This window comes from Megalodesulfovibrio paquesii (assembly GCF_054653055.1).
Genome location: NZ_BAAIGQ010000006.1, coordinates 242,649 through 267,500 on the forward strand (window position 1 = coordinate 242,649; position 24,852 = coordinate 267,500).

19 protein-coding genes are annotated in these 24,852 nt (G+C 64.4%); 6 read left to right on the forward strand and 13 right to left on the reverse strand.

The window, feature by feature from the left end; all coding sequences use genetic code 11:
* Positions 1–14 precede the first annotated feature (14 nt).
* The 4 genes from ACYQ00_RS13930 to ACYQ00_RS13945 all read right to left on the reverse strand — a co-directional run bounded on the left by ACYQ00_RS13930 (position 15) and on the right by ACYQ00_RS13945 (position 4,630).
* Entirely contained in the window at positions 15–1,331 is a 1,317-nt protein-coding gene (locus ACYQ00_RS13930; protein ID WP_460032748.1) for an ABC transporter ATP-binding protein, read from the reverse strand.
* Positions 1,331–2,197: an ABC transporter permease gene (locus ACYQ00_RS13935; RefSeq protein WP_460032749.1), complete on the reverse strand. Its 867-nt coding sequence runs from the start codon at positions 2,195–2,197 to the stop codon at positions 1,331–1,333. The genes ACYQ00_RS13930 and ACYQ00_RS13935 overlap by 1 nt, the downstream gene beginning before the upstream one ends.
* A 197-nt stretch (positions 2,198–2,394) precedes the next feature.
* Positions 2,395–3,618, reverse strand: a complete 1,224-nt coding sequence (locus ACYQ00_RS13940) for a glycoside hydrolase family 99-like domain-containing protein (protein WP_460032750.1) — start codon at positions 3,616–3,618, stop codon at positions 2,395–2,397.
* Positions 3,619–3,625: 7 nt separating this feature from the next.
* The gene (locus tag ACYQ00_RS13945) at positions 3,626–4,630 is read right to left on the reverse strand and encodes a glycosyltransferase family 2 protein (RefSeq protein WP_460032751.1); all 1,005 of its coding nucleotides are present in this window, start codon (positions 4,628–4,630) and stop codon (positions 3,626–3,628) included.
* 262 nt (positions 4,631–4,892) lie between these two features.
* Here ACYQ00_RS13945 and ACYQ00_RS13950 point away from each other — a divergent pair, with 262 nt between their 5' ends.
* Positions 4,893–5,924 (forward strand): radical SAM protein, encoded by a 1,032-nt coding sequence (locus tag ACYQ00_RS13950; protein WP_460032752.1) that lies wholly within the window; start codon positions 4,893–4,895, stop codon positions 5,922–5,924.
* A 16-nt stretch (positions 5,925–5,940) separates the two neighbouring features.
* On the opposite strand, the gene ACYQ00_RS13955 is transcribed toward ACYQ00_RS13950, so the two are convergent.
* The 3 genes from ACYQ00_RS13955 to ACYQ00_RS13965 form a co-directional block, all read right to left on the reverse strand.
* On the reverse strand, positions 5,941–9,288 hold the full coding sequence (locus ACYQ00_RS13955) for a DEAD/DEAH box helicase (RefSeq protein ID WP_460032753.1): 3,348 nt from the start codon (positions 9,286–9,288) through the stop codon (positions 5,941–5,943).
* A 143-nt stretch (positions 9,289–9,431) separates the two neighbouring features.
* Positions 9,432–10,589 (reverse strand): double-cubane-cluster-containing anaerobic reductase, encoded by a 1,158-nt coding sequence (locus tag ACYQ00_RS13960; protein ID WP_460032754.1) that lies wholly within the window; start codon positions 10,587–10,589, stop codon positions 9,432–9,434.
* A 27-nt stretch (positions 10,590–10,616) separates the two neighbouring features.
* Complete coding sequence (locus tag ACYQ00_RS13965; protein WP_460032755.1) at positions 10,617–11,435, reverse strand: acyl-CoA dehydratase activase; 819 nt, start codon at positions 11,433–11,435, stop codon at positions 10,617–10,619.
* Positions 11,436–11,833: 398 nt separating this feature from the next.
* On the opposite strand from ACYQ00_RS13965, the gene ACYQ00_RS13970 reads away from it, so the two are divergent.
* Both ACYQ00_RS13970 and ACYQ00_RS13975 read left to right on the forward strand, forming a co-directional pair.
* Positions 11,834–12,622, forward strand: a complete 789-nt coding sequence (locus tag ACYQ00_RS13970; protein ID WP_460032756.1) for an acyltransferase family protein — start codon at positions 11,834–11,836, stop codon at positions 12,620–12,622.
* Between the two features lie 149 nt (positions 12,623–12,771).
* Positions 12,772–15,207, forward strand: a complete 2,436-nt coding sequence (locus ACYQ00_RS13975) for an Orn/Lys/Arg family decarboxylase (protein WP_460032757.1) — start codon at positions 12,772–12,774, stop codon at positions 15,205–15,207.
* A 23-nt stretch (positions 15,208–15,230) separates the two neighbouring features.
* On the opposite strand, the gene ACYQ00_RS13980 is transcribed toward ACYQ00_RS13975, so the two are convergent.
* Positions 15,231–16,283 (reverse strand): GDP-L-fucose synthase family protein, encoded by a 1,053-nt coding sequence (locus tag ACYQ00_RS13980; protein WP_460032758.1) that lies wholly within the window; start codon positions 16,281–16,283, stop codon positions 15,231–15,233.
* Between the two features lie 394 nt (positions 16,284–16,677).
* Between ACYQ00_RS13980 and gmd the strand changes: the two genes are divergently transcribed.
* Entirely contained in the window at positions 16,678–17,832 is a 1,155-nt protein-coding gene (gene gmd, locus ACYQ00_RS13985; protein ID WP_460032759.1) for a GDP-mannose 4,6-dehydratase, read from the forward strand.
* 7 nt (positions 17,833–17,839) lie between these two features.
* Here the strand turns inward: gmd and ACYQ00_RS13990 are convergent, their stop codons facing one another.
* The 4 genes from ACYQ00_RS13990 to ACYQ00_RS14005 all read right to left on the reverse strand — a co-directional run bounded on the left by ACYQ00_RS13990 (position 17,840) and on the right by ACYQ00_RS14005 (position 21,052).
* Positions 17,840–18,301 carry a hypothetical protein gene (locus ACYQ00_RS13990; RefSeq protein WP_460032760.1) on the reverse strand — a complete coding sequence of 154 codons (462 nt, stop codon included), beginning with the start codon at positions 18,299–18,301 and terminating at the stop codon, positions 17,840–17,842.
* Between the two features lie 11 nt (positions 18,302–18,312).
* A complete protein-coding gene (locus ACYQ00_RS13995; RefSeq protein ID WP_460032761.1) occupies positions 18,313–19,644 on the reverse strand; it encodes a vWA domain-containing protein in 1,332 nt (443 codons plus the stop codon).
* Positions 19,645–19,692: 48 nt separating this feature from the next.
* Positions 19,693–20,676 carry an AAA family ATPase gene (locus ACYQ00_RS14000; RefSeq protein WP_460032762.1) on the reverse strand — a complete coding sequence of 328 codons (984 nt, stop codon included), beginning with the start codon at positions 20,674–20,676 and terminating at the stop codon, positions 19,693–19,695.
* A 115-nt stretch (positions 20,677–20,791) separates the two neighbouring features.
* Positions 20,792–21,052 (reverse strand): hypothetical protein, encoded by a 261-nt coding sequence (locus ACYQ00_RS14005; protein WP_460032763.1) that lies wholly within the window; start codon positions 21,050–21,052, stop codon positions 20,792–20,794.
* A 259-nt stretch (positions 21,053–21,311) separates the two neighbouring features.
* Between ACYQ00_RS14005 and ACYQ00_RS14010 the strand changes: the two genes are divergently transcribed.
* Positions 21,312–22,352, forward strand: a complete 1,041-nt coding sequence (locus tag ACYQ00_RS14010; protein ID WP_460032764.1) for a Tim44 domain-containing protein — start codon at positions 21,312–21,314, stop codon at positions 22,350–22,352.
* 95 nt (positions 22,353–22,447) lie between these two features.
* Positions 22,448–23,482, forward strand: coding sequence for a TerC family protein (locus ACYQ00_RS14015; RefSeq protein ID WP_460032765.1), 1,035 nt, complete (start codon positions 22,448–22,450; stop codon positions 23,480–23,482).
* Between the two features lie 120 nt (positions 23,483–23,602).
* Here ACYQ00_RS14015 and ACYQ00_RS14020 read toward each other — a convergent pair whose 3' ends face one another.
* Positions 23,603–24,691, reverse strand: coding sequence for a 2,3-butanediol dehydrogenase (locus tag ACYQ00_RS14020; RefSeq protein WP_460032766.1), 1,089 nt, complete (start codon positions 24,689–24,691; stop codon positions 23,603–23,605).
* Positions 24,692–24,852: the final 161 nt, after the last annotated feature.

Sequence of the window (24,852 nt, forward strand, 5' to 3'; positions counted from 1 at the left end):
ATATGAACTCCAGGCTAAAAGGAGCGGTCATCAGACGTATTGGCGATGGTGCTGCCCCCTGCTGAATGCATCGAAAAAGTGCTCGTCAGATGCATGAAGGAACGAAAATCGGCGTACAAAAATTGTTCTTGAGGATGAGAGACTTGCAGTGAACAGAAATTGTATCGATAAAACAGGTGCACGCCAACGCCATGCTGGGAAATGGACGGACAGAATGAGTACACCCCGGGTCGGAGATTGGGGGCGTTGATCGCGATATCGACAAAGGACTCGCCCGCCGCGAGGTCGTAAAAGACACCGTGCGCCTCATAGCTGTCGATAATGGCGATGGCCTTGACGATTTCAGAATCCACCTGGACTCGGAAAATGACCTTGCTCAGCGGGTTCATCACGCGCAAGTGCAAGCGCAGCGTAAAGGACTGGCCATATCCAAGCGCGGTCACCTCATGGCCGTGCGTGTCGAACAGCTGCACCTTGGTGATGAAAATATCCCCCGTGCCTCCGGAGAGCCCGCCGTATTCCTTGGGCAGTGCGAGGGATTCCTCGGATTGTCCCGGTGAGTTGCGCAGGCGATCCTGGAAGTTGCGATGATCGTATTCCCGGCAGGCGTCTTCAACGGGCACAATCCCTTGCGTGATGCCATGGTGCAGGGTCAGGCCCTTGTTGCACACGGCCCAGATGGCTCCCGGCGAGTGCGACACCAGCAGGATGGTGGTGCCTTCGCGTTTGAGGGTATCGATGCGTTCAAAGCACTTTTTCTGAAAGTTCAGGTCGCCCACGGCCAGCACTTCGTCCACCAGCAGCACGTCCGGCGAGCCCAGCACAGCCACGGCAAAGCCCAGCCGCACGCCCATGCCGCTGGAGTAGTTGCGCACGGGCATGTCGATGAACTCGTCCAGCTCGGCAAACGCGACGATTTCATCAAAGCGTTTGCGGATCTCCGCAGGCGTCATGCCCAGCAGCGCGCCGCTGATATACACGTTTTCCCGGCCGGAAAGCATGGGGGAGAAGCCCGCGCCTGCGGCAATGAGCGCGCCGACGCGGCCGCGCAGGGTGGCCTTGCCTTCGTCGGGCGTGTAGGTGCCGTTGAGAATGCGCAGCAGGGTGGTTTTGCCGGAGCCGTTCAGCCCCATGATGCCCAGGGCGTCTCCGGGTTCCAGGGTGAAGTCCACATCCTTCAGGGCCCAGAATTCCCCGGGGCGCAGGGTTTCATCCTTGCCCCGGCCCGAGAGACGGCGCAGGGAGTCGGTCAGGCCATATTTCAGGGCGCTGCGCAAGGAAAGGCCAAACTTTTTGCCCAGTCGCTCCACCTGTACGGGATGTTTGGCCATTACAGACGCTCCGCCACGAGATCTTCAAGCAGGTAAAACACACGCAGCCCCACCACCAGCAAGGCCAGCGCCACGAGCGAGACAAGCAGGTACACGCCCACGGACGACGCCTCGCCGGTGACCACCAGGGACCGCGGCACATCCACCAGATAGGTCAACGGGTTCCAGGCCACGCAGGCCTTGACCACAGGATTGGTGATGGTGGACTGCACATACACCACCGGCGTGATGTACATGACCAGACTCAGGAACTGCGTGGCCATGGGGGTCAGGTCCCGGGCAATGGAGCCCAGCACCGAAAGGACAAGCCCTAGCGCCGTTCCCAGCAGGAGCATGGGCAGAATCAGCAGTGGATAGGCGAAAAACCACGGCGACGGCCAGATACCGTGGGCCAGAAAAACAATGAGCGTGGTGATCATGCTGATGAACGTGCCGTACAGAAAGGAGGAAAGCGAGCTGACAGCCAGGGCGATTTTGGGGACGCGCGTGCGCATGATCAGATCCGCCTGCGACTGCAACCCGCTGCTGACCAGGGCCATGGCTCCTGGCAGGCAGCCCCAGATGTTGCTGCCAATCATCACATACAGCGTGTACGGCATCTCATTGTCACCGGGCCGGAGCACGCCCATGGCGTAAAGGAACAAAAAGCTCAGCACACCAATCAGCGGCCCCAGCAAGGCCCACAGATAGCCGAGAATTTTCTGCCGGAATTGTGCCAGGAAGTCCCGCCAGAACAGCCGGTGGATGACATGGCGGGATTGGTGCAGCTCCTGTCGGGCGTTTTGAATCCCCCAGAGCAACCCGCCCTGCCGCTCATTGGGCGTGTAGACGGTGACCGGGGTTCCATCTTCATCAATATAGCGCACTTGGATAGCTCCGAAAAAGGGCGAATGGAGGCCGGGGATGGCTGGCCGAAAGGGACGCAGCGCACCTGCAGGCGGACGCAACCAGCCTGGGGCGGGCATTACGCAAGGTGTCACAAGTAATGGATTCAATCCATGAAGTCAATGTGGGGCTTTTGCTAATGAATTGAGAAGACTGCATCAATTAACAACAGCGGGGGTCAAGAGGCCAGCACCCGGGTGGTGGCGTTCAGAAAGGCGTGCCCGTGGGCCAGATTCGGCTCCAGGTGCGCGCCTTCGGCCCACTCGTTCCAGGCGTTGACGAAAACCAGCCGTCGGCTTTCGGGAAACGCGGTCCGGGCGTGCCGGCAGGCCTGGGCCAGCCAGGCCGCGTAGCGTTCAGGCGTGGCGTTCAGAAATACTGTGGCTGCCGCGCCCCGCCTGGGCGTGTTATCCCAGCCGGGGCAGACGCAGGGGAACGTGGGGTACGGCGCGGCCAGCCCGGCCAGGGTCACGCGGGCCAGTTCGGTAAAAGAGAACATCCGGCCCGCAAATTCGGGCGCTAGGCCCGCGGCCCTGACCCGTCCGAAGCCAAAAGGCGTGTACCCCAGGTGCGGCGGGAACTGCACCGCGGCGTCAAAGCCATCGGGCCGTGGATCGTGCATGCGGAAGCTCTGGACCATCACAAAGAACGGGGCCGCCTCGCCTGCGGCGGTACAGGCCGCCCGCCAGCGGCCCAGGGTGGCGCGCATGTCCGGAAACAGGGCCGGCCGGTAGACCAGGAACAGGGGCCGGCCATCCACGCGGATGTAGCGCGGGTCGCGAAAATGGCGCAGCAGATCCTGGATCACCGCCAGATCATCCTCGGGAGAATGCTCCTGACGGAGCAGCACCTCGCTGCTGCCGTCCCAGCGGCGCGACCAGCTCTCGTTGGCCCAGTTCAGACAGTACGGCAGGTCCAGGGAGGGGTCGGCCAGGAGCAGTTCCAGGGGGCGCTCCAGCAGACGCTTGCCGCCAAACCAGTAGTAATGAAAGCAGAAGCCGTGCACGCCGTGGTGTCTGGCCAGGGCGATCTGCCGGCGCAGGGCGTCGGGGTCACGCAGGTCGTACTCCCCGAGCGGGCAGGCGGGATCGGGCAGGTCGGGTTGCACATGGCCGGGGAAGAGCGGTCGGGCGCGACGGACGTTGGTCCACTCCGTGAACCCTTCGCCCCACCAGACATCGTTTTCCGGGATGGGGTGAAACTGCGGGAGGTGGAAGGCCAGGAGCTTCACGGCAGGCGGTGTCGCCAGTGCAGGTCCCTGCGGTTCCGGCGGCACCTGCACGGCAGGTTGCGGCCGTAGCCGGGTGCCGCGGGCGTAGCCGGCCAGACTGCGGGCCACGGCCGGCAGGCCGAATTCCCGGACGCCGTGCCCGAGTTTGTGGAAGTGACGCCAGGCGCTCATCAGGACCTCATTTTCCTTTGCCGCGCTGCGGGGCGCGGGCGCTCCATGGCCACAGCAGGTCCCGCACCGCAGCCCACAACGAAGGCAGCATCCAGGCCTCCCCGCGCAGGGGCAGAAACACATGCTTGGCGCCCAGCCGGATCACCAACGCCACGGGCAAGGCCCAGGGGGCGTGCTTGCGGGTGAAGAGCAGGGTGGAGCGGTTTTCGTGATAGTGGGACCAGGCCCGCGCAGCGGAGCGCGGTTGCCGGAGTCCTGCACTGGCCCCGCCACGGTGCCGGACCACAGCCTCGCGGGCCCAGCAGAGCTGCCAGCCGTGCTGGCGGGCGCGGCGGCAGAAGTCGTGCTCTTCGTAATACAGGAAGAACTGCTCGTCCAACCCGCCGATTTCCTGGTACAGCTGCAGGGGAAAGGCCAGACTGGCGCCGTAGATGTAGTCCACCTGCGGGGTAAACTCCGCCGGGATCCCGGCCAGGGGTGCGCCGGGCAGCTGGGGGTAGAGTTTGGTGGTCCACATGTTGTACCGGCTGCCCAGGGCCACTTCCAGCCGGGAGGGATCATCGTGCCGGACCACCGCTGTGCCGGCCACGCAGCGGGGGTGGGCCTGCAGAAAGGCCAACAGCCGCGCCGGGGCTTCGGGGTCGGCCTGGGCGTCATTGTTCAGCAGCCAGCAGTACGCGGTGGCCTGCCCATGTTGCGCATGCCACCGGGCGACCTCGGCCAGACCAAGGTTGCAGGCGGTGGCAAAGCCGGGGTTGCCGCCGGTGCAGAGCACGAGCACGTCGGCAGTATCGCGACGGGCATCATCCCAGCAGGCCACTTGCGCGTGAGGCATGGTGGCTGTCATCTGTGCGGTCAGTGCCGTCGCCAGACTGCGGGCCTCGTCCTGCGTGCTGTTGCAGACCACCACCGGCCGCACGAGATCAAGTGCGCCGGCCAGGGAGCGGACGCATTCCAGCGTCAGGGCAGGCTGGCCGTAGTGGACGATGATGCAGTGCAGGGGCTGGGACATGCGGGCCTCAGTGTGGGGGAGAAACAGGCTGAGCATACGCAAGGCCGCCAGACGGCGCAAGCCGGGCGCAAGGCCACCAGACGGCGCAAGCCGGGACGTCTGATCCTGGAACGCGCGCGGGATGAACTCCATTGCAGGCGCAAGCCCGGCTGGACGGATGGGGCAGGAGGGTTTATTACTGCTGGGATCAAGCCGTAAATGCGCATATATTGATTGCCAAACCGGGTGGTTGCAGCTTTTGCCGTACCCTGTGGAGCGGTGCATGATTCAGATTCTGGCCATGGACGTGGTGGACGCCTGCAACCTCACCTGCGCCGCCTGCCCGCGCGGGCGGCGGGTCATGAAGAATACCCGCCGGAACATTCCCCTGGAGGAGTTCCAGGCCATCCTGGCCAAGGCCAAAGGCGAGGGCATCCGGGAATTCAAGCTCTACAACTGGACCGAGCCCTTCATCCATCCGGACATCATCCGCATCGTCCAAGCGGTGAAAGAGGCCGGGATGCGCAGCGAGATTTCCAGCAATCTCTCGCTCAAACGCATGGAGAGCCTGCTTCCCACTCTGGAAGCCGGGCTCGACGGGCTCATCGTGTCCATGTCCGGGGTGAACCAGGACACGCACGCCATCAACCACCGCGGCAGCAGGTTGGAAGACATGTTCGCCCGGCTGGAGCAGATTGCCCAGGCCAAACGCGCCGGCCGTGTGCCGGGGCAGGTGCTCATGCGGTTTCTGCAGTTCGGCTACAACGCCGCAGAGGTGGAGCCGGCGCGGCGCATGGCCCGGGACTGGGGGTTTGATTTTGAAGTGCTCCAGGCCTCGGGCAATCCCCTGGCCGTGCTGCCGGATGCGGGGGATCTCGATTCCCCCGATTTCCCCGATACCGGCACGCCCGCCGCGCCTGCGCCAATGGTGCCCGCGCCGCCCGAGGGCTGGCGGCCTGCGCCGGATCAGGTCTGCGCCGTGGTCCGTCATGTGGCCGTGGTGGATGCCTGGGGTATGGTGCATCTGTGCTGTGTCAAGCCGTGCATGGAGCCCTTCCGGCTGGGGCATTATCTGGAACTGGACCTGCCGGAGATCACCCGGCGCATGCATGCGCATCCGGCCTGCGCCACCTGTCCCTGGCAGCGTTTGCCGGCCACCCTGGAAGAGCGGCGGATTCTGGCGGGCCGCACGCCAAACGCCCTGGAACGACTCTACGGCCGGCGGGTGGAGTACCCGTTGCAACATGCGCGGGAAGTCCTGTGCGCCGAGGGGGGCCGCGGCCTCCTGCGGCGGCTGGCCCGGCGCGTGCGCTGAGCCCGGCCCTCGCGTTTCAGCCCAGCAGCAGCTCCAGGTCCTCCCGGCTCAGGGAGGAGAGCGATTGCAAATCCGTGGCCGCCGCCTCATCCAGCAGGGCGGCCAAATCCTTTTTTTGTGCCTGCAAGGCCAGGACCTTTTCATCCACCGTGCCCTCGCTGACCAGACGATAGGCAAAGACCTTGCGCGTCTGCCCGATGCGGTGGGTGCGGTCCATGGCCTGGGCCTCCACGGCCGGATTCCACCAGGGGTCCATCAAAAAGACATAGTCCGCCGCGGTCAGGGTCAGGCCCACGCCGCCGGCCTTCAGACTGATGCAGAACACCGGCGGCCCGGCCGGGTCCTGAAAGGCGGTCACCTTGGCCGCACGGGCCTTGGCCGTGGTACTGCCGTCCAGATGCTCATGAGCGATGCCCTCGGCCGTCAGCCTGGTGCGGATGAGGTCCAGGAAGCTGGTGAACTGCGAGAAAATCAAGGCTTTGTGACCTTCGTCCAGCACCTCGCGCAGGGCCCGCATGAGTGTATCCAGTTTGCCCGAGGCGGCTTTGGGGTCACCGACGAGGGCCGGATGACAGGCGGCCTGCCGCAGGCGCAGCAGCCCTTCCAGCACGGTGAAGCGGCTTCTGTCCATGCCCTCGGCCTCCACGGCGGCCAGGATCTCCCCGCGGTAGTGGTCGCGCAGCCGGGCATACAGTCTGGCCTGGGCCGCAGGCATTTCGCAGCGCAGCACGGCCTCCTGCTTTTCCGGCAGATCCGGGGCCACGGCGGCCTTGGTCCGGCGCAGGATGAAAGGCTTGAGCAGCCGCTGGAGCAGGCCGCGGGCCTGGGCCGCCTCTTCGCTCTCGGGTTTGGACATGGGACGGACAAAGCGGGCCTCGAACTCCCCCCGCGCGCCCAGCAGTCCTGGCGTGCAGATCTGCAGCTGGGACCACAGTTCCTCCAGCCGGTTTTCCAGGGGCGTGCCCGTGAGGCACAGCCGGTGCCCGGCGCGCAGGGCGCGGACGGCCTTGGCGGTCTGGGAGTCGGGATTCTTGACGGCCTGGCTCTCATCCAGCACCAGCCGCCGCCAGGGCACGCGGCGCAGCAGGTCCAGATCGCGCCGCAGGATACCGTATGTTGCCAGGACAATGTCGGTCTGCCCCAGGGCAGCCATGAGGCGGGCCTCGCGCTCCGGGCCGCTGTGGACGAAGACCCGCAACCCCGGGCAGAAGCGTGCGGCCTCGGCCTGCCAGGTGCCCAGCAGGGAGGTGGGGACGAGGATCAACGTGGCCCCGGGCGTGCCTGCCTCTGCGGTCTGCGCTTCCCGCTCCTGTGCAAGGGCCAGCCAGGCCAGGATCTGGATGGTCTTGCCCAGGCCCATGTCATCGGCCAGAATGCCGCCGCAGCCCAGGGCGGCCAGGGCATCCAGCCAGCCCAGGGTCTCGTGCTGGTAGGGCCGCAGGGTGCCGGTGAAGGAGGCCGGGACCGCCGGCGGGACGATCTCCCGAAAACCGCGCAGGGCCTTGCGGCGTTCGGCGATGGTCCGATCCATGGCCACGGACACGCCAAAGGGGCGGAGGCCGTCTTCCTCCAGCAGGCCATCCACCAGAGGCAACAGGGCGGGGTGAAAGCGTAGTGAGCCGGCCTTGGCCGCCTTGTCTGGGTCCTGCAATCCAAGACCAAGCGCCCTGGCGTGGCGCCGCAGCCAGGCCTCGGGCAGAACCCCCAGCACGGTCAGGCCTTCGTGCTCAAGCGTCATCGTGCGCTCCCCGCGCAGATAGGCCCGCACCACCGTGGGCAGCGGGACGATGACGCCGCCAAAGTCCATGGCCCCATCCAGCTCGAACCAGTCCTGCCTCGCGCCCAGCCGCAGGGACGCAGCCGCGCCCGTGGCCAGGGCCTGACGGTCCCGCGTGCGCAGGGTCCAGCCTTCGGCCCGCAACGGCTCCAACCGGTGTACGAGTTCCCAGAGAGAACAGGCCGGCAAGTAGAAAGGCTCGGCTTTGGCCGGCAGATCCAGCTGCCTCAGCCGTTCCAGAAACTGTTGCTCGGCCGAGGGCTGGCGGTCCATGCGGGTCCAGGCTTCGGCGTCGAGGATGGCCTGCCGGCTGTCGTCGGCGGCGATTTCCAGTTCCCCATAGGCCATCCAGAGCCGGGCGGTGACGGGCTGGCCGTCCTTGCAGTCGATCTCCAGGCAGGGGCTGGGCAGGGAGGAAGGCACGAGGCGGGGGCCCAGGGCCGCGGGCAGGGGCAGGCGCGCGCCCTCTGGCGTCTGCACCAGGGCTTTCAACTCGTGCTTGGGGACCTGAATGCGGTGCCCGGCGGTGCGGAGGCTGCGGATCCAGTCCAGGGACACGCCGGGCAGGGCGTGCAACGCGCCGTCCACAATGCAGTGCATGGGTGTGCCGGCAAAAAGCACCCGGACCTCGGCCAGGGGCACCAGCCGCGCGTGCTGGCCCTCGCCCAGCCGGATCTGGGGCAAATAGACCAGCTCCTTGCGCTGTTTTTCCACGGATTCCGGGTCCACGGCATAGTCGATGCCTGCCTCGAAGGGTTCGCCGCGGCGCAAGGGGTCAGCCACGATGCGCTTGACGCCTTCCACCTGCAGCACCCGGCACTGGCCCGTGGCCGCCAGCAGGGGCAGCATGCGCGAGAGCAGGCAGGGCGGCCGGCTGGCGGAAAGAGGACAGTCTTGAAAGGTCGATCCGCCCAGGGCCACGTACGCGCCGGGCCGCTCGGCCAGCCGGCCCAGGAGCAGGAGCTCCAGCACGGCGCGGTGGTGGTCCGGCAGATCCGGCTCGTGGACGACGCCCAACGGCGCGGGTGCCGGGTGTTTGCCTGGCTCACCGGACTTGAGAACGGCCTGCCGGATGACCGTGAGCGAGGCGCCCTCCGGCCGGACCAGCAGCTCGTAGCGCAGCAGAAAATGCCCCGGAGCGCCGTCCCAACGGCCGGGTGCCGTGGAGGGGGCAGAGGGGCTGGGCGCTGTGGCCGGCGCGGGCATGAGCAGGGTGCGCCAGTCAGGCGGCGGGACTGCGGCCGGCCTCGGCGCGATATGCGGAGCAAGGGGCGTGGCACGGGGTGGGGCATCGGCCAGGGCGTCGTCCGCCGCCAGAATGGCCGCCCACAGGTGCTTGCAGGCGTGCCCGCCGCGGAAATGGGGGCAGTTGCAGTCCAGGTGCAGGCGGTTGTTCAGGTCAAGGATGCTGCAGCGCCATGTCTCGGTCCCGGCCACCACGGCGGTGATTTCGCGCGGCGTGGCCCGATCCAGCCTGACCCGGCCCTGACGGAAATAGGCATCCCCGCGCACGAGGACCTGCGTGGAAAAAAGTGCTTTGGCCCGATGTTTCCAGGGCAGTTGCTGGCGGGGGGAGACTGGCGGCATGGGCAATCCGGCGGAAGGCGGAAACAGAAAGAGCCCTCCTCATACAAGGAAGTGCCCCCTGCCGCAATGTGTCTCCTGCCAGATGCGGCGGGGTACGGGGGGAGTCTTTTTGGAGAGGGCTCCCCCCGGGCGGGTGCAGTTCCTTACGCCGTCGCGGTCTGCATCTCCAGGAAGGCCTCAATACGCACGCGAAGTTGTTCGGCGTCGGCTTCGGAGTAGTCGGTCTCAATGGCCAGGTAGGGCAGCCCGCGTGTTTCCTGGACAAAGCGGCGGACGGTGTGTTGCTCGATGGCGTAGGTGTGGCACCCGTGCCAGGCCAGATCCACCACGGCGTCGGCCTGGAAGCGGTCGATCATCTCGGCCAGGAGTTCCAGGCGGGCGGGGTTGGGGGTCATGATGGAGCAGGGGGTGGCCAGGTAGCGGGCGGCAATGGCGCCCAGGGGGTCCGTGGCGGCCATGGCGGCGTCCACCCGTTGGATCCGCTTGTAGGCGGTGCAGTTTTCGAAACCCACCACGCGGGCGCCGGCATCTTCCAGCAGCTTGGCCACCTTGTGCGAGCCCATGCCCATGGGCACGCCGGAAAGCAGCACCCGGGGGCCTTCCGCCGGGGGCTCGGTCCTGGTTGCCGCTGCAGCCTCGATTTCGTCGGCAATGGCCAGCATCAGGGCCGTGGATTCCTCCTTGTCCGGGAAGAAGCCGGACTTGAAGAGCAGCTCCAGCAGCAGCATGCCGGAGATGGGCGCAGGACGCAGGGCCATCAGCCCTTGCAGACGGTCCAGGGCGGTTCGTTCGCGATTGGCCAGGTCGATGCCGCGTTGCAGGTCGGCATCGGTGATGGTGATGCCATAGAAAGCTTCCAGCCGCGTCTTGAGTCGCATTACTTCGGAACGCCAGAACTGTTGCGCCTCGGGCAGGGTGGGGTTGTGCGGAAGGTGCAGCAGATGCAGGGGCTTGAAGGCGGCCATCTGCTCGAACATCTTTTTTTTGCCATCGCAGGTGGTGTCTGCAATGATGATGTCCGAGGCGTTGAAGTACGGGCAGGTCTCTTCCACGCCAAAGCCGAAGCTGCTTTTGATCAATGCACAGAGATTGCGGGGCAGGGTCTTTTCCGCCGTGGGAATGGGATCCTGGCGGGTGCCGCATAGCATGACCGGGATGGCATCCGCAGCCATGATGACTTCCATGGGCGAATACAGGCAGTACATGCCCGCGACGCGCCGGCCGGCCTCCCTGGCTTCCTTGATGCGCAGGGGATTTTTGTCTGCTGCGGCCTTGAAGGCCTCCACCGTGGCGTACTGCATGGCTCCTCCCGGGGTGTCAGATGGTCGTTAGTCCGATGCGGCGGCATACAGCGCCGCGCCCACGGCCCCGGCGTGCTGGGGCAGGGGGGCAGGGATGACGGGGTGGTCGAGATGTCTGGAAAGCAGGGCGGCGATGTCGGCATTGCAGGCCAGACCGCCGGTGAAAATGCATGATTCCACGGCAGGAAAGCGGCCCATGAGCGCCTTGAGCCGTCGGGCTATGGACAGGAAAATGCCGGCCGCCAGATCCGCTGGCGCGGCGCCGCGGGCAATGCTGCCGATGATCTCACTCTCCGCAAACACGGCGCACATGCTGGAAAGCTGCACCGGCGTGCCGGCCAGGGCGGCGGCTGCAAGCTCCTCCAGGCTCAGGCCCAGGGCTGCAGCCATGTTGGCCACAAACCGGCCGGTGCCGGCGGCGCATTTGTCATTCATCACAAAATCAAGGACCTGCCCTGCCGGGCCGAGTTGAATACACTTGGAGTCCTGCCCGCCGATGTCGAGCACCAGACGCATGCCTGGCGCCGCGGTGCCATCGTGCATCAGGTGATGCGCCCCGCGGGCATGGCAGGATATTTCCGTGACAGCCTTGTGCTGTCCATTCAGGGCGGACATGGCCTTGCGGCCGTATCCCGTGACGGCCATGTGGGCCACATGCGCCATCTGCAATCCGGCCTGGGTCAGGCACTGGGCCAGGGCCGCCTCGCCGGCCTCGCGAGGGTTCCACCCCGTGGGTACGGTGGCCGTGGCCAGCATGGTGAGACTGCCTGTTGCGGGAAGGGCAAGCAGGGCGCATTTGGTGGCGGTCGAGCCGATATCGATGCCTGCAGCGATGCGGTGGTCCATACAACATCCTTGTGGAGGTAGGATGTTGCGTACCCGCGATTGTTGGTCAGGACAAATCGAATGACTTGATCCGCTGCGACCAATTCTGGTCAGTGGGTCGATACATCTTGAAGCAATCCTGCATCAGGCCTCGCGTTCGCACCCGGTTTCGTAAGCGCTGCAGGCAGGGTTTCTTTTTGACGGCAGGCGGTAAACTTTGTACGTTGCGACAAAGACTGCACCAGATTGCGACCTGCGCTCAGCTTGCAAGCATGTCGCCGCCCGTGGGCATGGAAAGAGCATTTTGTAAAGAAGCGGTTAGAGAATACACGCATGCAGTGTGTGCTTTCGAAAAACCTGTCAACTGAAGGTGCGGTGCGGCGGTGTCCCTGGGAATCGTCATGTCATACATAAACGCCATGATCAGAATACTGGCGACAATGTATGTTTTCTATTTTCACTGGTGTGGTCTGCACCAAAAAGATCCCGGAGATTGGATAGAGCTGGCCTTTAGCGCGTTCATGTATCTGACAGGGTATTATTGCCTGACCACGTCAACAGACATAAAAGGATGGCTGCTGCGTCGGTTAAGGAGAATCTATCTGCCGTATGTGCAGGTTTGTCTGCTTGTCATTGTTGCGAATGCATTTTTTGAATACAAGCAAGTTGGCCTGTGGCAGATTATTAGTATGCTGGCGGGCTTCAATTTCTTTATTCGCGACCCGCTCTATGTGGTGACGTGGTTCGTCTCGGTGGTGCTGGCATATTACGTCGGGATGTATGCATGGCATGCGGCTAAGACTGTGCCAGGGAAATGCCTCGCAGCCGGAGGAACGCTGGGGATTCTCACTCTTGCCGGCTTGCCACTGTATTTTACAGGCGCATTTCTGATAGGCTATGCAGTGCATGCCACCTTGCGCCGCATGGTGTTGTTGCAAGTGGAGATGTTGCCGCAAGGGTCTCTCTCCCGCATGCTGCAGCGAAGCTATCCTGTTGTGATGTGGATGCAGAATTTGAGCTATGAATTTTTCCTCCTCCACGGCGGCGTGCTGTTGTTCTGCATCAAGATCCTGAGGCTCGGCTTCATTTCCAGCGGCGTGCTGGCTTTTGCGGCCACGGTTGCGTGTGCCTTGCTGCTCAAACACACCACGGCAGCCATCGAAAGGCGATGGGGAACACATGGCGAACCCAAAAGCGGTGTTGCTTGACACCGCCACCCGGAACTTGCCATGATTTGTTTGACGCATGCGGATATTCTATGCGGTGACGTCGCAGCAAGGATGATGCCCTGCCTTCGGGAAGAGACGTCCATTGCCGCACCAGCTGCAACTGCCAGGAACCTTGCAAGGAGGAGCGCATGGACCGTCGGAAGTTTTTTGGTGTCGCCGGTACGGCAGCCCTGACGCTGGCCACGGAGCCTGCCCTGTCCACCCTCGGCGGGGCGGTCGGGGCCAGGGCTGAGGCCGCCGGAGCGGGGTGTTGCCCCGAGGCCGTGGCAGACTCCGCAGGCGCTGCCGCCATCGACCGCCTGCCCATGCGGGCCTTGCTGGTGGATGACGAACTGCAGGCCGATACCCCCTGGGGCCGTGCCACTCGCGAGCTGGTCCAGGACTTGATCCGCCGTGACGTGCGCGTGCTCCAGGCCCTGCGCGCCAAGGACGCCCTGGACGAACTGGCGGCCAACCCGGCCATCGACTGCGTGCTCCTGGATTGGGCCCTGGCCGAGGGCCCGGGCAGCTGGGCCGTGCTGGAAGCCGTGCGCGCCCGGAGCCTGGACCGGCCCGTCTTTCTGCTGACCGACCAGATTTCCGCCGCCGCCATTCCCGGCTCGGCCCTGGCCCGGACCGACGGTTTCATCGTCATGCTGGAGGACACCACGGGCTTCATCAGTGGTCGGGTGGTGGCAGCCATCATGCGCTACCGCGCCGGGGTTCTGCCTCCCATGTTCAAGGCATTGGTGGAATATTCCCAGGCCTTTGAGTACTCCTGGCATACACCGGGACACACCGGGGGCACGGCGTTTCTCAAGTCTCCGGCTGGCCGGGCCTATTTCGAGTTCTTTGGGGAGAGCCTGTTGCGGTCGGATCTTTCCATCTCCGTGGAAGAGCTGGGATCCCTGCTGGACCACTCCGGCCCCATCGGCGAGGGCGAGCGCAATGCCGCCCGCGTGTTTGGCGCACATCAGACCTATTTTGTCACGAACGGTTCCTCCACCTCAAACCGGGTCATTCTCATGGCCAGCGTCACCCGGGATCAGGTGGCCTTGTGCGACCGCAACTGCCACAAGTCCGTGGAACACGCCATGACCATGTCCGGGGCGATTCCCACTTATCTGATCCCCAGCCGCAACGGCCTGGGCATCATCGGCCCCATCCCCCCCAAGCGGCTGACCAAGGAGGCCCTGCGCGCCGCCGTGGCTGAGAACCCCATGGTGACCAAAGGCGTGGACCCCGCGCCGGTGCACGCAGTGATCACCAATTCCACCTACGACGGCCTGTGCTACAACGTGGCCCACGTGGAAACGCTCCTGGGCCAGACGGTGGACCGCCTGCACTTTGACGAAGCCTGGTACGGCTACGCCCGGTTCCACCCCATGTACCGCCAGCGCTTCGCCATGCACGGCGACCCGGCCGACCACACCGCGGACCGGCCCACCACCTTTGCCACCCAGTCCACGCACAAGTTGCTGGCGGCCCTGTCCCAGGCGTCCATGATTCATGTGCGCGACGGCCGCTCGGCTGTCGATCATTCCAGATTCAATGAATCTTTCATGATGCATGCCTCCACTTCGCCGCTGTATCCGCTCATCGCCTCGCTGGATGTTTCCGCGGCCATGATGGACGGCCCCGGTGGTCTGGCGCTGACCTCGGAATCCATCCGCGAAGCCGTGGACTTCCGACAGACCATGGCCCGGCTGCACGCCGAGCACGCTGGCAGTGGCGACTGGTTCTTCGCACCCTGGCAGCCGGAGGCCGTGACCGATCCCGCCACGGGCAGGGCCGTCCCGTTTCAGGACGTCCCCCCGGAGCGATTGGCCGAAGACCCGTCCTGCTGGGTGCTGCGGCCCGGCGCGGCCTGGCACGGCTTTGCCGATCTGCAGGAAGACTACTGCATGCTCGATCCCATCAAGGTCACCCTGTGCACCCCCGGGGCCAGTGCGGCCAAGGGCGTGGAGCAGGCTGGCATCCCGGCCTGCATTGTGGCGGCCTTCCTGGATTCCCGCGGGGTGGTGGTGGAGAAGACGGCGGATTTCACCCTGTTGTTCCTCTTCTCCATGGGCGTGACCAGGGGCAAATGGGGCACGCTCATCAATGCACTTTATGAATTCAAGCGCCACTACGACGCCAACACCCCGCTCAAGCGGGCGTTGCCAGCGCTGATGGAAGCCCACGGCGCACGGTATGCCGGCATGGGGCTCAAGGACCTGGGCGCGGCCATCTTCACGGCCATGCGCACTCTGGGCACCACCGAAGCCATGGCCAAGGCCTTTTCCATCCTGCCCAGGCCGAAATACTCGCCGGTGCAGGCGTATGAACGGCTGGTGCGCAATCAGGTGGAGACGGTCCGCCTGGATGGGTTGGCCGGCCGGGTGGTGGCTACGGGTGTGGTGCCGTACCCTCCGGGTATTCCCCTCCTCATGCCCGGCGAGCTGGCCGGCCCGGCGGATGGGCCCGTACTGGCCTACCTCAGAGCGCTGGAGGCCTTCGACCGGCAGTTCCCAGGCTTTACGCACGAAACCCACGGCGTGGAAGTGGAAGACGGCGCGTACAAGGTGGTCTGTCTCAAGGGCTGACGCCGCTGCGCCCCGCCAGGGAATCAGCTGGCGTTCAGGGCGGAGACATACCAGGCATAGGCCCGGCGGATGCCGTCCTGAAGGGTGATGGAGGGCTTCCATCCCAGGGCCTGCAGCCGGCTGATGTCCAGCAGCTTGCGGGGCGTGCCGTCGGGTTTGCCGGCGTCCCAGACAATCTCACCGTCAAAGCCGACGATATCTCGCACCAGCGCGGCAATTTCGGCAATGGTCTGGTCTTCGCCACAGCCCACATTCAGCAGTCGTGGCGGCTCGTTCTCGCCCAGTTGGAGCACATGCACCACGGCGCCGGCCAGGTCGTCCACATGCAGGAACTCCCGCCGCGGCGTGCCTGTGCCCCAGAGCACCACCCGGGTTTCCTCTGGATTGAGGGTCCGGCGATCTGCGGAAAGGCCCAGCGAGGCGGCGATATCGGCGGGGATGGGGCCAAAGAGCGCCTCGTCCCGCAGGATGCCGGCCAGATCGCCGGCCTTGGCAAGCTTGGCCAGATGGAACTTGCGGAGCATGGCAGGCAGCACATGGCTCTTGAGCAGGTCAAAGGTGTCGTTGTCGCCGTAGAGGTTGGTGGGCATGAGCTGCCAGAAATTGGCGCCATACTGCTGGTGGTAAAACTGGCACATGCGCACACCGGCGATTTTGGCGATGGCATAGGCCTCGTTGGTGGGCTCAAGCGGGCTGGTGAGCAGGTGCTCCTCGCGGATGGGCTGTGGCGCAAGCTTGGGATAAATGCAGGAGGAGCCGAGGAAAATCAGTTTGCGGACGCCGCTTTCCCAGGCACTGTGGATGACGTTGTTTTGAATGGCCAGATTGATATAAATAAAATCGGCAGGATAGGTGCTATTGGCCAGAATGCCGCCCACGCGTGCAGCAGCCAGAATGACATACTCGGGCCGGGTCTCCCGCATGAACTGCTCCACCTCGGTCTGGCGGGTGAGGTCCAGTTCCTTGGAGGAAGGGCCCACGAGATCGGTGCAGCCGGCCCGTTCCAGGGCCCGCCAACAGGCGCTGCCGACCATGCCGCGCTTGCCGGCAACAAAAATGCGAGCGTGTTGATCCACGAGAATGTCCTTGTTGGATGAGGGATGCCCTCATCTACCGCGCAGCCGAGGAGGAATCAAGTCGCAGTTGGCGGGAGCATGCGCCAGCCGACGATCGCGGGGAGGGAGGAAGTGGCGGTTTCATGGTGGAAAGGACAAACCGCAATGCGATATTGCGATTAATCGTAAAGCAAAATAATGTGTTTTGTATAATAATCGCAATCAATACATAAAATTATTCTATCAAATAAGCATATTAAAAACGCAATACGTATTGCGGTTCATGGGATGAGTTGCGATTTGGTTCCAGTGTTGACTGGGCAGCATCCGGCAGCGTATGAAGCAGGCAATAGATTTCGCGACAGTCGCACCTTCGCGCACAACATCTTATTCATACAGTGGAATAAAACACTTCATGTCCCGCAAAACCGCACTCATTACCGGCATCACCGGCCAGGACGGGGCGTATCTCGCCGAGCTCCTGCTGCAAAAAGGCTATCTTGTGCACGGCATCAAGCGCCGGGCCTCCCTGTTCAACACTGATCGTATCGATCATCTCTATCAGGATCCACATGAACAAGAGCGCCGTCTGTTCCTGCATTACGGCGACCTGACGGATTCCACCAATCTGATCCGCATCATTCAAGAGTCCCAGCCGGACGAGATTTACAACCTCGCCGCCCAGAGCCACGTCCAGGTGTCCTTCGATTCGGCCGAATACACGGCCAACGCCGACGCCCTGGGCACCCTGCGCATCCTGGAAGCCGTGCGAATTCTGGGACTTGAGCAGAAATCGCGTTTCTATCAGGCCTCCACCTCCGAGCTCTACGGCCTGGTCCAGGAAGTGCCCCAGACCGAAAAGACCCCCTTCTACCCCCGCAGCCCCTATGCCTGCGCCAAGCTCTACGCCTACTGGATCACGGTAAACTACCGCGAAGCTTACGATATGTTTGCCTGCAACGGCATCCTCTTCAACCACGAATCCCCCCTGCGCGGCGAAACCTTCGTCACCCGCAAGATCACCCGCGCCCTGGCCCGCATCGCCCTCGGCCTGCAGGAAAAGCTCTACCTGGGCAACCTGAATGCCCTGCGCGACTGGGGACATGCCAAGGATTACGTGGAGATGATGTGGATGATCCTGCAGCGCGACACCCCCGACGACTACGTGGTGGCCACGGGCGAGCAGCACAGCGTGCGCGAGTTCGTGACCCTGGCCGGCCGCGAGCTGGGCATGGAAATCGCCTGGGAAGGCGAGGGCGTGGCCGAGCGCGGGCTGCTGGCCGGGTTCACCCCGGGGCATATCGAGGTGGGCGGCCAGAAAATCCGCTTGGATTTCAAGGGGCTCAAGGTGGGCGACACCATCGTGGCCGTGGACCCGCGCTACTTCCGCCCCACGGAAGTGGAAACCCTGCTGGGCGACCCGAGCAAGGCCAACGCGACCCTGGGCTGGGAACCGCGGATCAGCTTCCCGGAACTGGTTCAGGAAATGGCCCGCCATGATCTCATGGAGGCCATGCGCGACGAGATCCTCACGCGCGAGGGATACAGAATCTGTAATTATTTCGAATAAAAATCGCTTACGCCTTCACGGCGTGGAGGATCCTGGCTGCCACCACGGCCGGGGCCAGTTGCTTCTTCGCTTCGCCGGACGTCTCCAGACGGCCCTGCACCTGCATGGGCTGGCTGCGGGACGTCTCAGTGAGCATCTCCTCAAAGGCCTGACGCAGGGCCATGAATCCGGCCTCCACCTCGGGGTATTCGTTGCTGGCCCGCCAGGGAAGTTTCAGCGATTCCGTGTTCTTGCCGCTACGGTGATTGGGCGTGACCAGAACATGGAACTCCGAAGGCGTCCAGTCGCTCCGCTCGTTCTGCCCCGGCCAGCAGAAATTCCAGCCTGCATCCGGCGGCTTTGGAATGCCGCTCTCCACCTGAAGCATGGGCACGGCCAAGCTGATTTCGAATTCCGACAGCGTGACCGTGTACTGCAGTACGGGACGCAAGTTGCCGCGACCTTTGATGATGGTCCACTCAATGCGCATGGGGGGCATTCCTAGGCGGCCCGCATCATTGCCACCTCGCCAAAGGGGGGCGGCGCGGGGTTGCTGGCAGGGGTGACCCACAGGACCGGGTAGTCCGGTTCCGCAGGGTAGCAGTTGCAGGCCAGGTCCGTAAAATAGATGAAGCATGCCGGGCTGATGCCAGATTCATCGAGGCGGGCGAAGGGAGGGCGGAAGTCCGTCCCACCCCCGCCCTTGGCCTCAAAGGCCAAGGGGAGATCCCAGCGGGCCAGACGGGCTTCTGTCGTCAGCCAAGCATCGCAGGTGAACACGGTGATGGCCGTGTCGAATTCCTCCAGAATGGCCGAGAGTTCCGCGGCAAAGGCGTCCAGTTCCGGCTGGGTGATGCTGCCCGAGACATCCACGGCCACGGCCACTTCCGCCAGTTCCTGACTTTCCAGGCCGGGCAGGTACAGCCCCTCGTGCAGGTGGCGGCGGTTTGGGCGGATCCAAGTGAAATCATTGCGAGCGGCTTCCGCCAGAAAGCGCCGCAGGATCTCGCGCCAGCTGACGGACGGGGCCAGGGAACCCAGGATCAGGCGTTCCAGGCTGCCAGGCAGGTCACCGGCTTCCTGGGCCTTGTGCAGGGCCTGCGCAGCGGCCACGCGCCAGGAATCCTCTTCCAGGCGCAGGGCCTGGGCGCCGTCCATGCCATTGGCGGTGGAAGGTGCGTCGCGAACCTCGCCGGAGAGGCCGGGATCGTCGCTTTCGCGGTCCTCGCCGTGCTCGTTGTCTTCGTCGCCCTGGCTGCCGGCGCCTTCCTCGGCGCGGGCAATATCGTCGTCCTCAGCTTCGTTGCCGTCGGGCTCGCTGCGGCCGGCGTCGTCCTGGCTGAGTTCGCCCGCACCGTTGCCGGCCATGTCCTCCTCGGCCTGCACCTCCTGCTGCGGCCCGCCTGTGGCTCCGCCCTTGCGCTCCTCGTCGTGATCGGTCAGGGCGGCATAAATGGCCTCGGCGGTTTTGCCGTGGTGGGCGGGATCATCCAGAAATCCCGTGGGCAGTTCGATACCGGCATCCAGAAGAATGTGGTTGATGGCCAGATCGCAGGCCTTGTTCCAGAGCGTCTTGTCCCGCCCGCCGCGCCGGGTGTGATGGCAGCAGGCCAGATGCAATACTTCGTGGCACTGCAGGCCCTTGACCTTTTCGAGGGGCAGCGCTTCGATATAGTGCGGATTGTACGCGAGCACCCGGCCGTCGCTCCAGGCGGTGCGGCAGGTGGCGTCTTCCCGCAGTTCCAGGCGCAGGGCCAGGGTGGCGAAGAAGGGATGCTCCAGCACCAGCTCGCTGCGGGCCTTGCGCATTTTGAGGGAGGCAGAGTGGGGCATGGGTTCCTGCTGAGGAGGGTGCGGGCAGCTGGTGAGGTGAGCAGGGGCTTACATCAACACGTCGCTGTTGGCGCAGGCCCAGCCGGAAAAGGCTTCGGTCTCGACGATGGCAGGCTCCTGCCTGGCGGCATTGCGCATGAGCAGCACGCCGAATTCCAGGGGCAGCCGGGCAGCCAGGGCGGCCAGACTGGGCATGCATTCGGTGGAGGCGTGGCGGGTCACGCTCTCGCACATGGCGTAGACCACCGCAGGGTCCTCGGGGATGGGGATGCCGCCGGGATCGGCCAACACTGCTTCGGGCCGGGGCAGCACGTCGTAGGCGGCAAGGAAGCCCAGGCACTCCGCCGCGGCCGCCTCGCCCACGGCTCCGCGCAACAAGGCGAGGAGGGTGGAGCGATCCGGCCGGGCGGCGAGGATGCGGGAGACGAACTCCCAGGAGCGCGGCGAGGGAAAAGCCTTCTCCTGCCGCGAAGGGTCGAAGGCGTGGAGGAGGGCGGGACGGAAGCGAAGGAAGGCCCGGAGCCGGGGATCGACTCCCTGCCCGGCGGCCCAGGCGAGCCAGTCGTCAAGATCAGGCTCGAAATCGAGATGGACCATGCGGTTGGCCAGGGCCGAGGGCATGCGGTGGGTCACGGCGCGGTCGGACTCGCGGTTGCCGGCAGCGAAGACGGTCCAGCCGTCCGGCAGTTCGTACTCGCCAAGCCGGCGGTCGAGGATCAGCTGATAGCAGGCGGCCTGCACCAGAGGCGGCGCAGCGTTCAGCTCGTCCAGAAAAAGAATGCCCGCGCCTTCGCGCGGCAGAAAGGCCGGCGGGCACCAGACTGCCGCGCCCTGGGTATCGATACGCGGCAGGCCACGCAGATCCACTGGATCCAGCAGCACGGCGCGGATGTCCAGCAGGGCCAGCCCGCGGGCTGCCGCCACCTGGGCCACCACCTGGCTTTTGCCAACACCGGGCGCGCCCCAGAGAAAGGCGGGCTGCCGGATGGCCAGCAGGGTGTGCAGGGCAGTGACGATTTCGGTCGGTTTCATGGACGGTCTCCTCCGCAAACGGTTTGAGTCCTGATAGTGAAGTTGAGAATCAATGTCAATATCTGGGCCGGCGAGGGCAGGGGGTCAGAACATTTACAACGGTAAGGACGGGGGCTCAGTACAGATGCGGTCCGTCGCCCAGAGGCGAGGCGTTGCAGAACAATGTGACAGAATCGCTGCCTGCGCTTCGGGTATGGTTGCCGATCAGGCCGCGCTGGTGGCCAGTCTCGCCAGTCTCGGCCTTGTGGCCAGTGGCATGGGTGGAGGCTGCAGAGGCGGCATGCAAGGCGGGGTGTGGCGCCCGAAGTAAGTGCCCGGAGGCTGCGGCCTGGCGGACCAGCCCAGCCAGCACGGAAGATGCGACTGTCTCGGCCATCTCCAGGAGACCACCCTTGACAATTGCAGAGATACCGCTATATTTTCTCCACCTGAAGGGGAGTAGCTCTTTCGGACAAGGTCAACAGTACTGGCGTTTCAGGCATCTCTTGCGGAGGTGCGGGGCGCTTGGCCTTGTCGTCGGAATATCGCCGATGAGCAAGACCTTCAGCATGAGTAATCATGCTGGAGGTCTTTTTTATGGGACCTCCAGCCCAACCCCGGCGCGACCATCGTGGCCGGGATGCATGGAGGTTCCCGTGCACGACGTGTCGTCTGTTCCCCTGACTCCTGACCAGATCCCCCCTGCCGTTCCCGTTGTGGAGCGCGCCCCGCAACATCGGTTGCTTCGCACGCTGTGCGGGCCGGTGCTGGCCCTGCTGGTGGCGCTGCTGGCCTTTGAGCCGGCAGAAGCCAAGCGCATGGGCGGGGGCAAGTCCTTTGGCAGCCGCAGCTCGCAGTCTGGCTCGTATTCCAAGCCCGTCCCGCCCAAGGACGCGTCTTCGCCGTCCAATCCCTCCACTGTCCAGCGGCAAAACTCGGCCCAGCAAGGCGCGGCGCAGCCTGGTGGCCTGGGCTCGCGATTTGGCGGGCTGGGAGGCATGCTGGGCGGCATGCTGATGGGCGGGCTTTTGGGCTCGCTGTTCTTTGGCGGCGGCATGGGTGGCGGATTCGGGATCCTGGAACTCCTGCTGCTGGTGGGCGTGGGCTTCATGATCTTCAAGTTCCTGCGCTCGCGCCGCGCGGCTTCTCCCGGGCGAGCAGGTTCCCAGGGTGGGGATCGTCTGGCCTACGCTGGCGCCGGTGCCGACTCAGTGCGCAGTCAGCCGCAGGCCCCTACCCGGGACAACAGCAGTGACAATGGCTGGGGTGCGCTGCGTTCCGAGCCGGCGGCCGCGCTTGCGCCGGCAGCGTCCCTGTTGCCCGCCGGCATGGATGAGGCCGAGTTCCTCGAAGGCGCCAAGGCCCTCTTCGTCCGGCTGCAAGGCTCCTGGGACCGCCGGGATCTGGCGGATATCGCCACCTTTACCAGCCCGGAAGTCCTGGCCGAAATCACCCGTCAGGCCAAGGAAGATCCCACTCCAGGCCAGACGGAACTGCTGCTGGTGGATGCGCGGGTGATCGAATCCCAGCGTGAGGGCGCACACACCATCATCTCGGTGTTCTTTGACGTGCTGCTGCGGGAAGACGCCACAGCCGAACGGCCGGAGCAGGTTCGGGAAGTCTGGCACATCCGCCGGGACGAGGCCGCGGCCCGGCCCGAGTGGATTCTCGAAGGCATCCAGCAACTGGCCGTGTAACGCGCGGCCTTTGTGCTGTTGATCTTGACCGGGGCGGATGGCCCGCCCCGGTCCTTTCCCAAACTCATGCGCCAAGTTGTTTCAGGAGCATTGCCGTGGGCACTGCATGGATGTGGATTGGCTTCAATCTGTTGGTCTTGCTGTTGCTGGCCCTGGATCTCGGCCTGCTGCACCGCAAGGGGCGGGAGATCAGTGTCCGGGAAGCACTGCTGCTGACCCTGGGCTATGTGGTCCTGGCCGGGGCCTTTGGTCTGGGCCTGTACTTCACCCTTGGTCCGCAGGCGGCGACCGAGTATTTTACCGGCTATCTCATCGAAAAGAGCCTGAGCATCGACAATATCTTTGTGTTCGTGCTCATTTTCATGCATTTTGCCGTGCCGCGCTGCTCGCAGCACAAGGTGCTCTTCTGGGGCATTCTGGGTGCGCTGGTGATGCGGGCCACGCTCATCGTGACTGGCGCGGCAGTGATTGCGGCCTTCAGCTGGCTGATTTACGTGTTCGGCGCGTTCCTCATCGTCACCGGCGTGAAGATGCTCGTGGCCGTGGGCGAGGAGCCGGACCTGGAAAAGAACCGGGTCAACCGCTTCATGCGCCGGCATTTCCGGGTCACGGAAGGCTTTGAAGGCGATCGATTCCTCGTCCGGCGCAACGGGGTGCGCTACATCACGCCCCTGCTCATCACCCTGGTGCTGATTGAGTTCACGGACGTGGTCTTCGCCCTGGACTCCATCCCGGCCATCTTTGCCATCACCACGGATCCCTTCATCGTCTACACGTCCAACGTCTTTGCCATCCTGGGGCTTCGGGCGCTGTATTTTGCGCTGGTGGGCGTCATCCACCGGTTCCATTATCTCAAATACGGCCTCTCCCTGGTACTGGTCCTGGTGGGAACAAAGATGGTCATCAACCATTTCTTCGCCGCCAAGATCATTCCCACGGAATGGACGCTGCTGCTCACGGGCTTGCTCATTGCCGGCTCGGTGGCCTTTTCCCTGCGGCGGACCCGTGCCCTCGGCGCGGAACAGGCCGGGCAGGAGGGAGTCGCCCGGGAAGCCTGGACCGGCTGGGTTCCCGGCAGTCCGGCTGTGGAGCCTGCCACGCCAGAGCGGCCTCTCGAAGGTGGGGGATAACGTAAAATGATCAATAAGAGTGGCGGATAAATTAAACAGGGATGCCCGCCCGGAGCCGCCGCCGCGACCTGTACGGCAGCTCCGGGCGGGTGTGTCCTCACCGGAGAATCGGCGTGGAGGCTATTCCGGCCGGACGAGGATTTTGATATGCTTGTCCTTGTGGTTCAGAAGCTCCAGAAAGCCTTTGTCCACAATCTCTTCCAACCCGATGCGGCCGGTGATCAGCGGGGCAGCCTGGAGCTTGCCATTGGCCAGCAGGGCCGAAACGCCCTGAAAATCCGACAGCGTATAGGCCAGGGTGCCGATGAGCTTCTTGTCCGTGCCGCTGAGGCTGAAGAAGTTGAAGCTGCTGGGCTCCTCGAAGATGCCGACGATGACAGCCCTGCCGGCGTTGCGGAGGACCTCCACAGCCAGCGGACCCGTGTCCTTGTGCCCCACGCACTCGAAGGAGACGTCCGCGCCGGAGCCGCCGGTCATGGCCTTGATTTCAGCCACAGCGTCGCACTCTCTGGGGTTCAGGACCACGTCCGCCCCGCATTCCCAGGCCTTGGCCGTGCGGGCCGCAGACATCTCCAGTACGATGAGTTTGCCCGCCCCCGCGGCCTTGGCTGCCATGAGCGTGCCCAGGCCGATGGTGCCTGCGCCAATGACCACCACCGTCTCGCCCAGGATGGTCCCGGCCTCGCGCACGGCCTTGAAGCCTGTGGCCAGGGGTTCGATGACCGCCCCGGCCTCTGTGGAAACGCCCTCGGGCAGCACGTAACACAGCTCGGCCGGCACGTTGACGTAGGGCGCAAAGGCGCCGTCGTTGTGCAGGCCGGTAAAGGCCAGCTTTTCGCATACGTTGTACCTTCCGGCCCGGCAGGTGACGCATTGGCCGCAATGCTGGCAGGCATCCGGCGCCACCACATCGCCAACGCGGACGTTGGTCACGCCCTCGCCAACCTCCACCACAGTGCCGGTGAACTCATGGCCCAGGATCAGGCTGCCCTGCTTGCCGGTCAGAGGGTGGGGGGCATTCACGGGAATGAAGATCGGCCCGGCAGCGTATTCGTGCAGGTCCGAGCCACAGATGCCGCACCAGGCGACTTTGATTTTGACCCACCCCGCAGGCGGGAAGGGTGGGACCGGAACCGTCTCGACGCGCACATCCTTTCTGCCATGCCATACGGCGGCGCGCATGGTGGCTTGTTGCGAAGTCTCACTCATGGGAACTCACTTTGTTGAAGGCGCCATGATTCGGCAACGAAAGAGCACGGGACACGGCTCCGGCGTAGCACCAACCATGCCGCAGGATGCACGCATGGAGGGGAATATGCTGAAACGCGATAACAGCTAGAAAGACATGGCACTATGCGCGGGTTCGCCAG

Coding starts and splice junctions, on each gene's coding strand:
- ACYQ00_RS13930 (WP_460032748.1), bottom strand. CDS start 1,331: ATGGCCAAACATCCCGTACAGGTGGAGCGACTGGGCAAAAAGTTTGGC.
- ACYQ00_RS13940 (WP_460032750.1), bottom strand. CDS start 3,618: ATGAGCGCCTGGCGTCACTTCCACAAACTCGGGCACGGCGTCCGGGAA.
- ACYQ00_RS13945 (WP_460032751.1), bottom strand. CDS start 4,630: ATGTCCCAGCCCCTGCACTGCATCATCGTCCACTACGGCCAGCCTGCC.
- ACYQ00_RS13950 (WP_460032752.1), top strand. CDS start 4,893: ATGATTCAGATTCTGGCCATGGACGTGGTGGACGCCTGCAACCTCACC.
- ACYQ00_RS13955 (WP_460032753.1), bottom strand. CDS start 9,288: ATGCCGCCAGTCTCCCCCCGCCAGCAACTGCCCTGGAAACATCGGGCC.
- ACYQ00_RS13960 (WP_460032754.1), bottom strand. CDS start 10,589: ATGCAGTACGCCACGGTGGAGGCCTTCAAGGCCGCAGCAGACAAAAAT.
- ACYQ00_RS13965 (WP_460032755.1), bottom strand. CDS start 11,435: ATGGACCACCGCATCGCTGCAGGCATCGATATCGGCTCGACCGCCACC.
- ACYQ00_RS13970 (WP_460032756.1), top strand. CDS start 11,834: ATGATCAGAATACTGGCGACAATGTATGTTTTCTATTTTCACTGGTGT.
- ACYQ00_RS13975 (WP_460032757.1), top strand. CDS start 12,772: ATGGACCGTCGGAAGTTTTTTGGTGTCGCCGGTACGGCAGCCCTGACG.
- gmd (WP_460032759.1), top strand. CDS start 16,678: ATGTCCCGCAAAACCGCACTCATTACCGGCATCACCGGCCAGGACGGG.
- ACYQ00_RS13990 (WP_460032760.1), bottom strand. CDS start 18,301: ATGCGCATTGAGTGGACCATCATCAAAGGTCGCGGCAACTTGCGTCCC.
- ACYQ00_RS13995 (WP_460032761.1), bottom strand. CDS start 19,644: ATGCCCCACTCTGCCTCCCTCAAAATGCGCAAGGCCCGCAGCGAGCTG.
- ACYQ00_RS14000 (WP_460032762.1), bottom strand. CDS start 20,676: ATGAAACCGACCGAAATCGTCACTGCCCTGCACACCCTGCTGGCCATC.
- ACYQ00_RS14005 (WP_460032763.1), bottom strand. CDS start 21,052: ATGGCCGAGACAGTCGCATCTTCCGTGCTGGCTGGGCTGGTCCGCCAG.
- ACYQ00_RS14020 (WP_460032766.1), bottom strand. CDS start 24,691: ATGAGTGAGACTTCGCAACAAGCCACCATGCGCGCCGCCGTATGGCAT.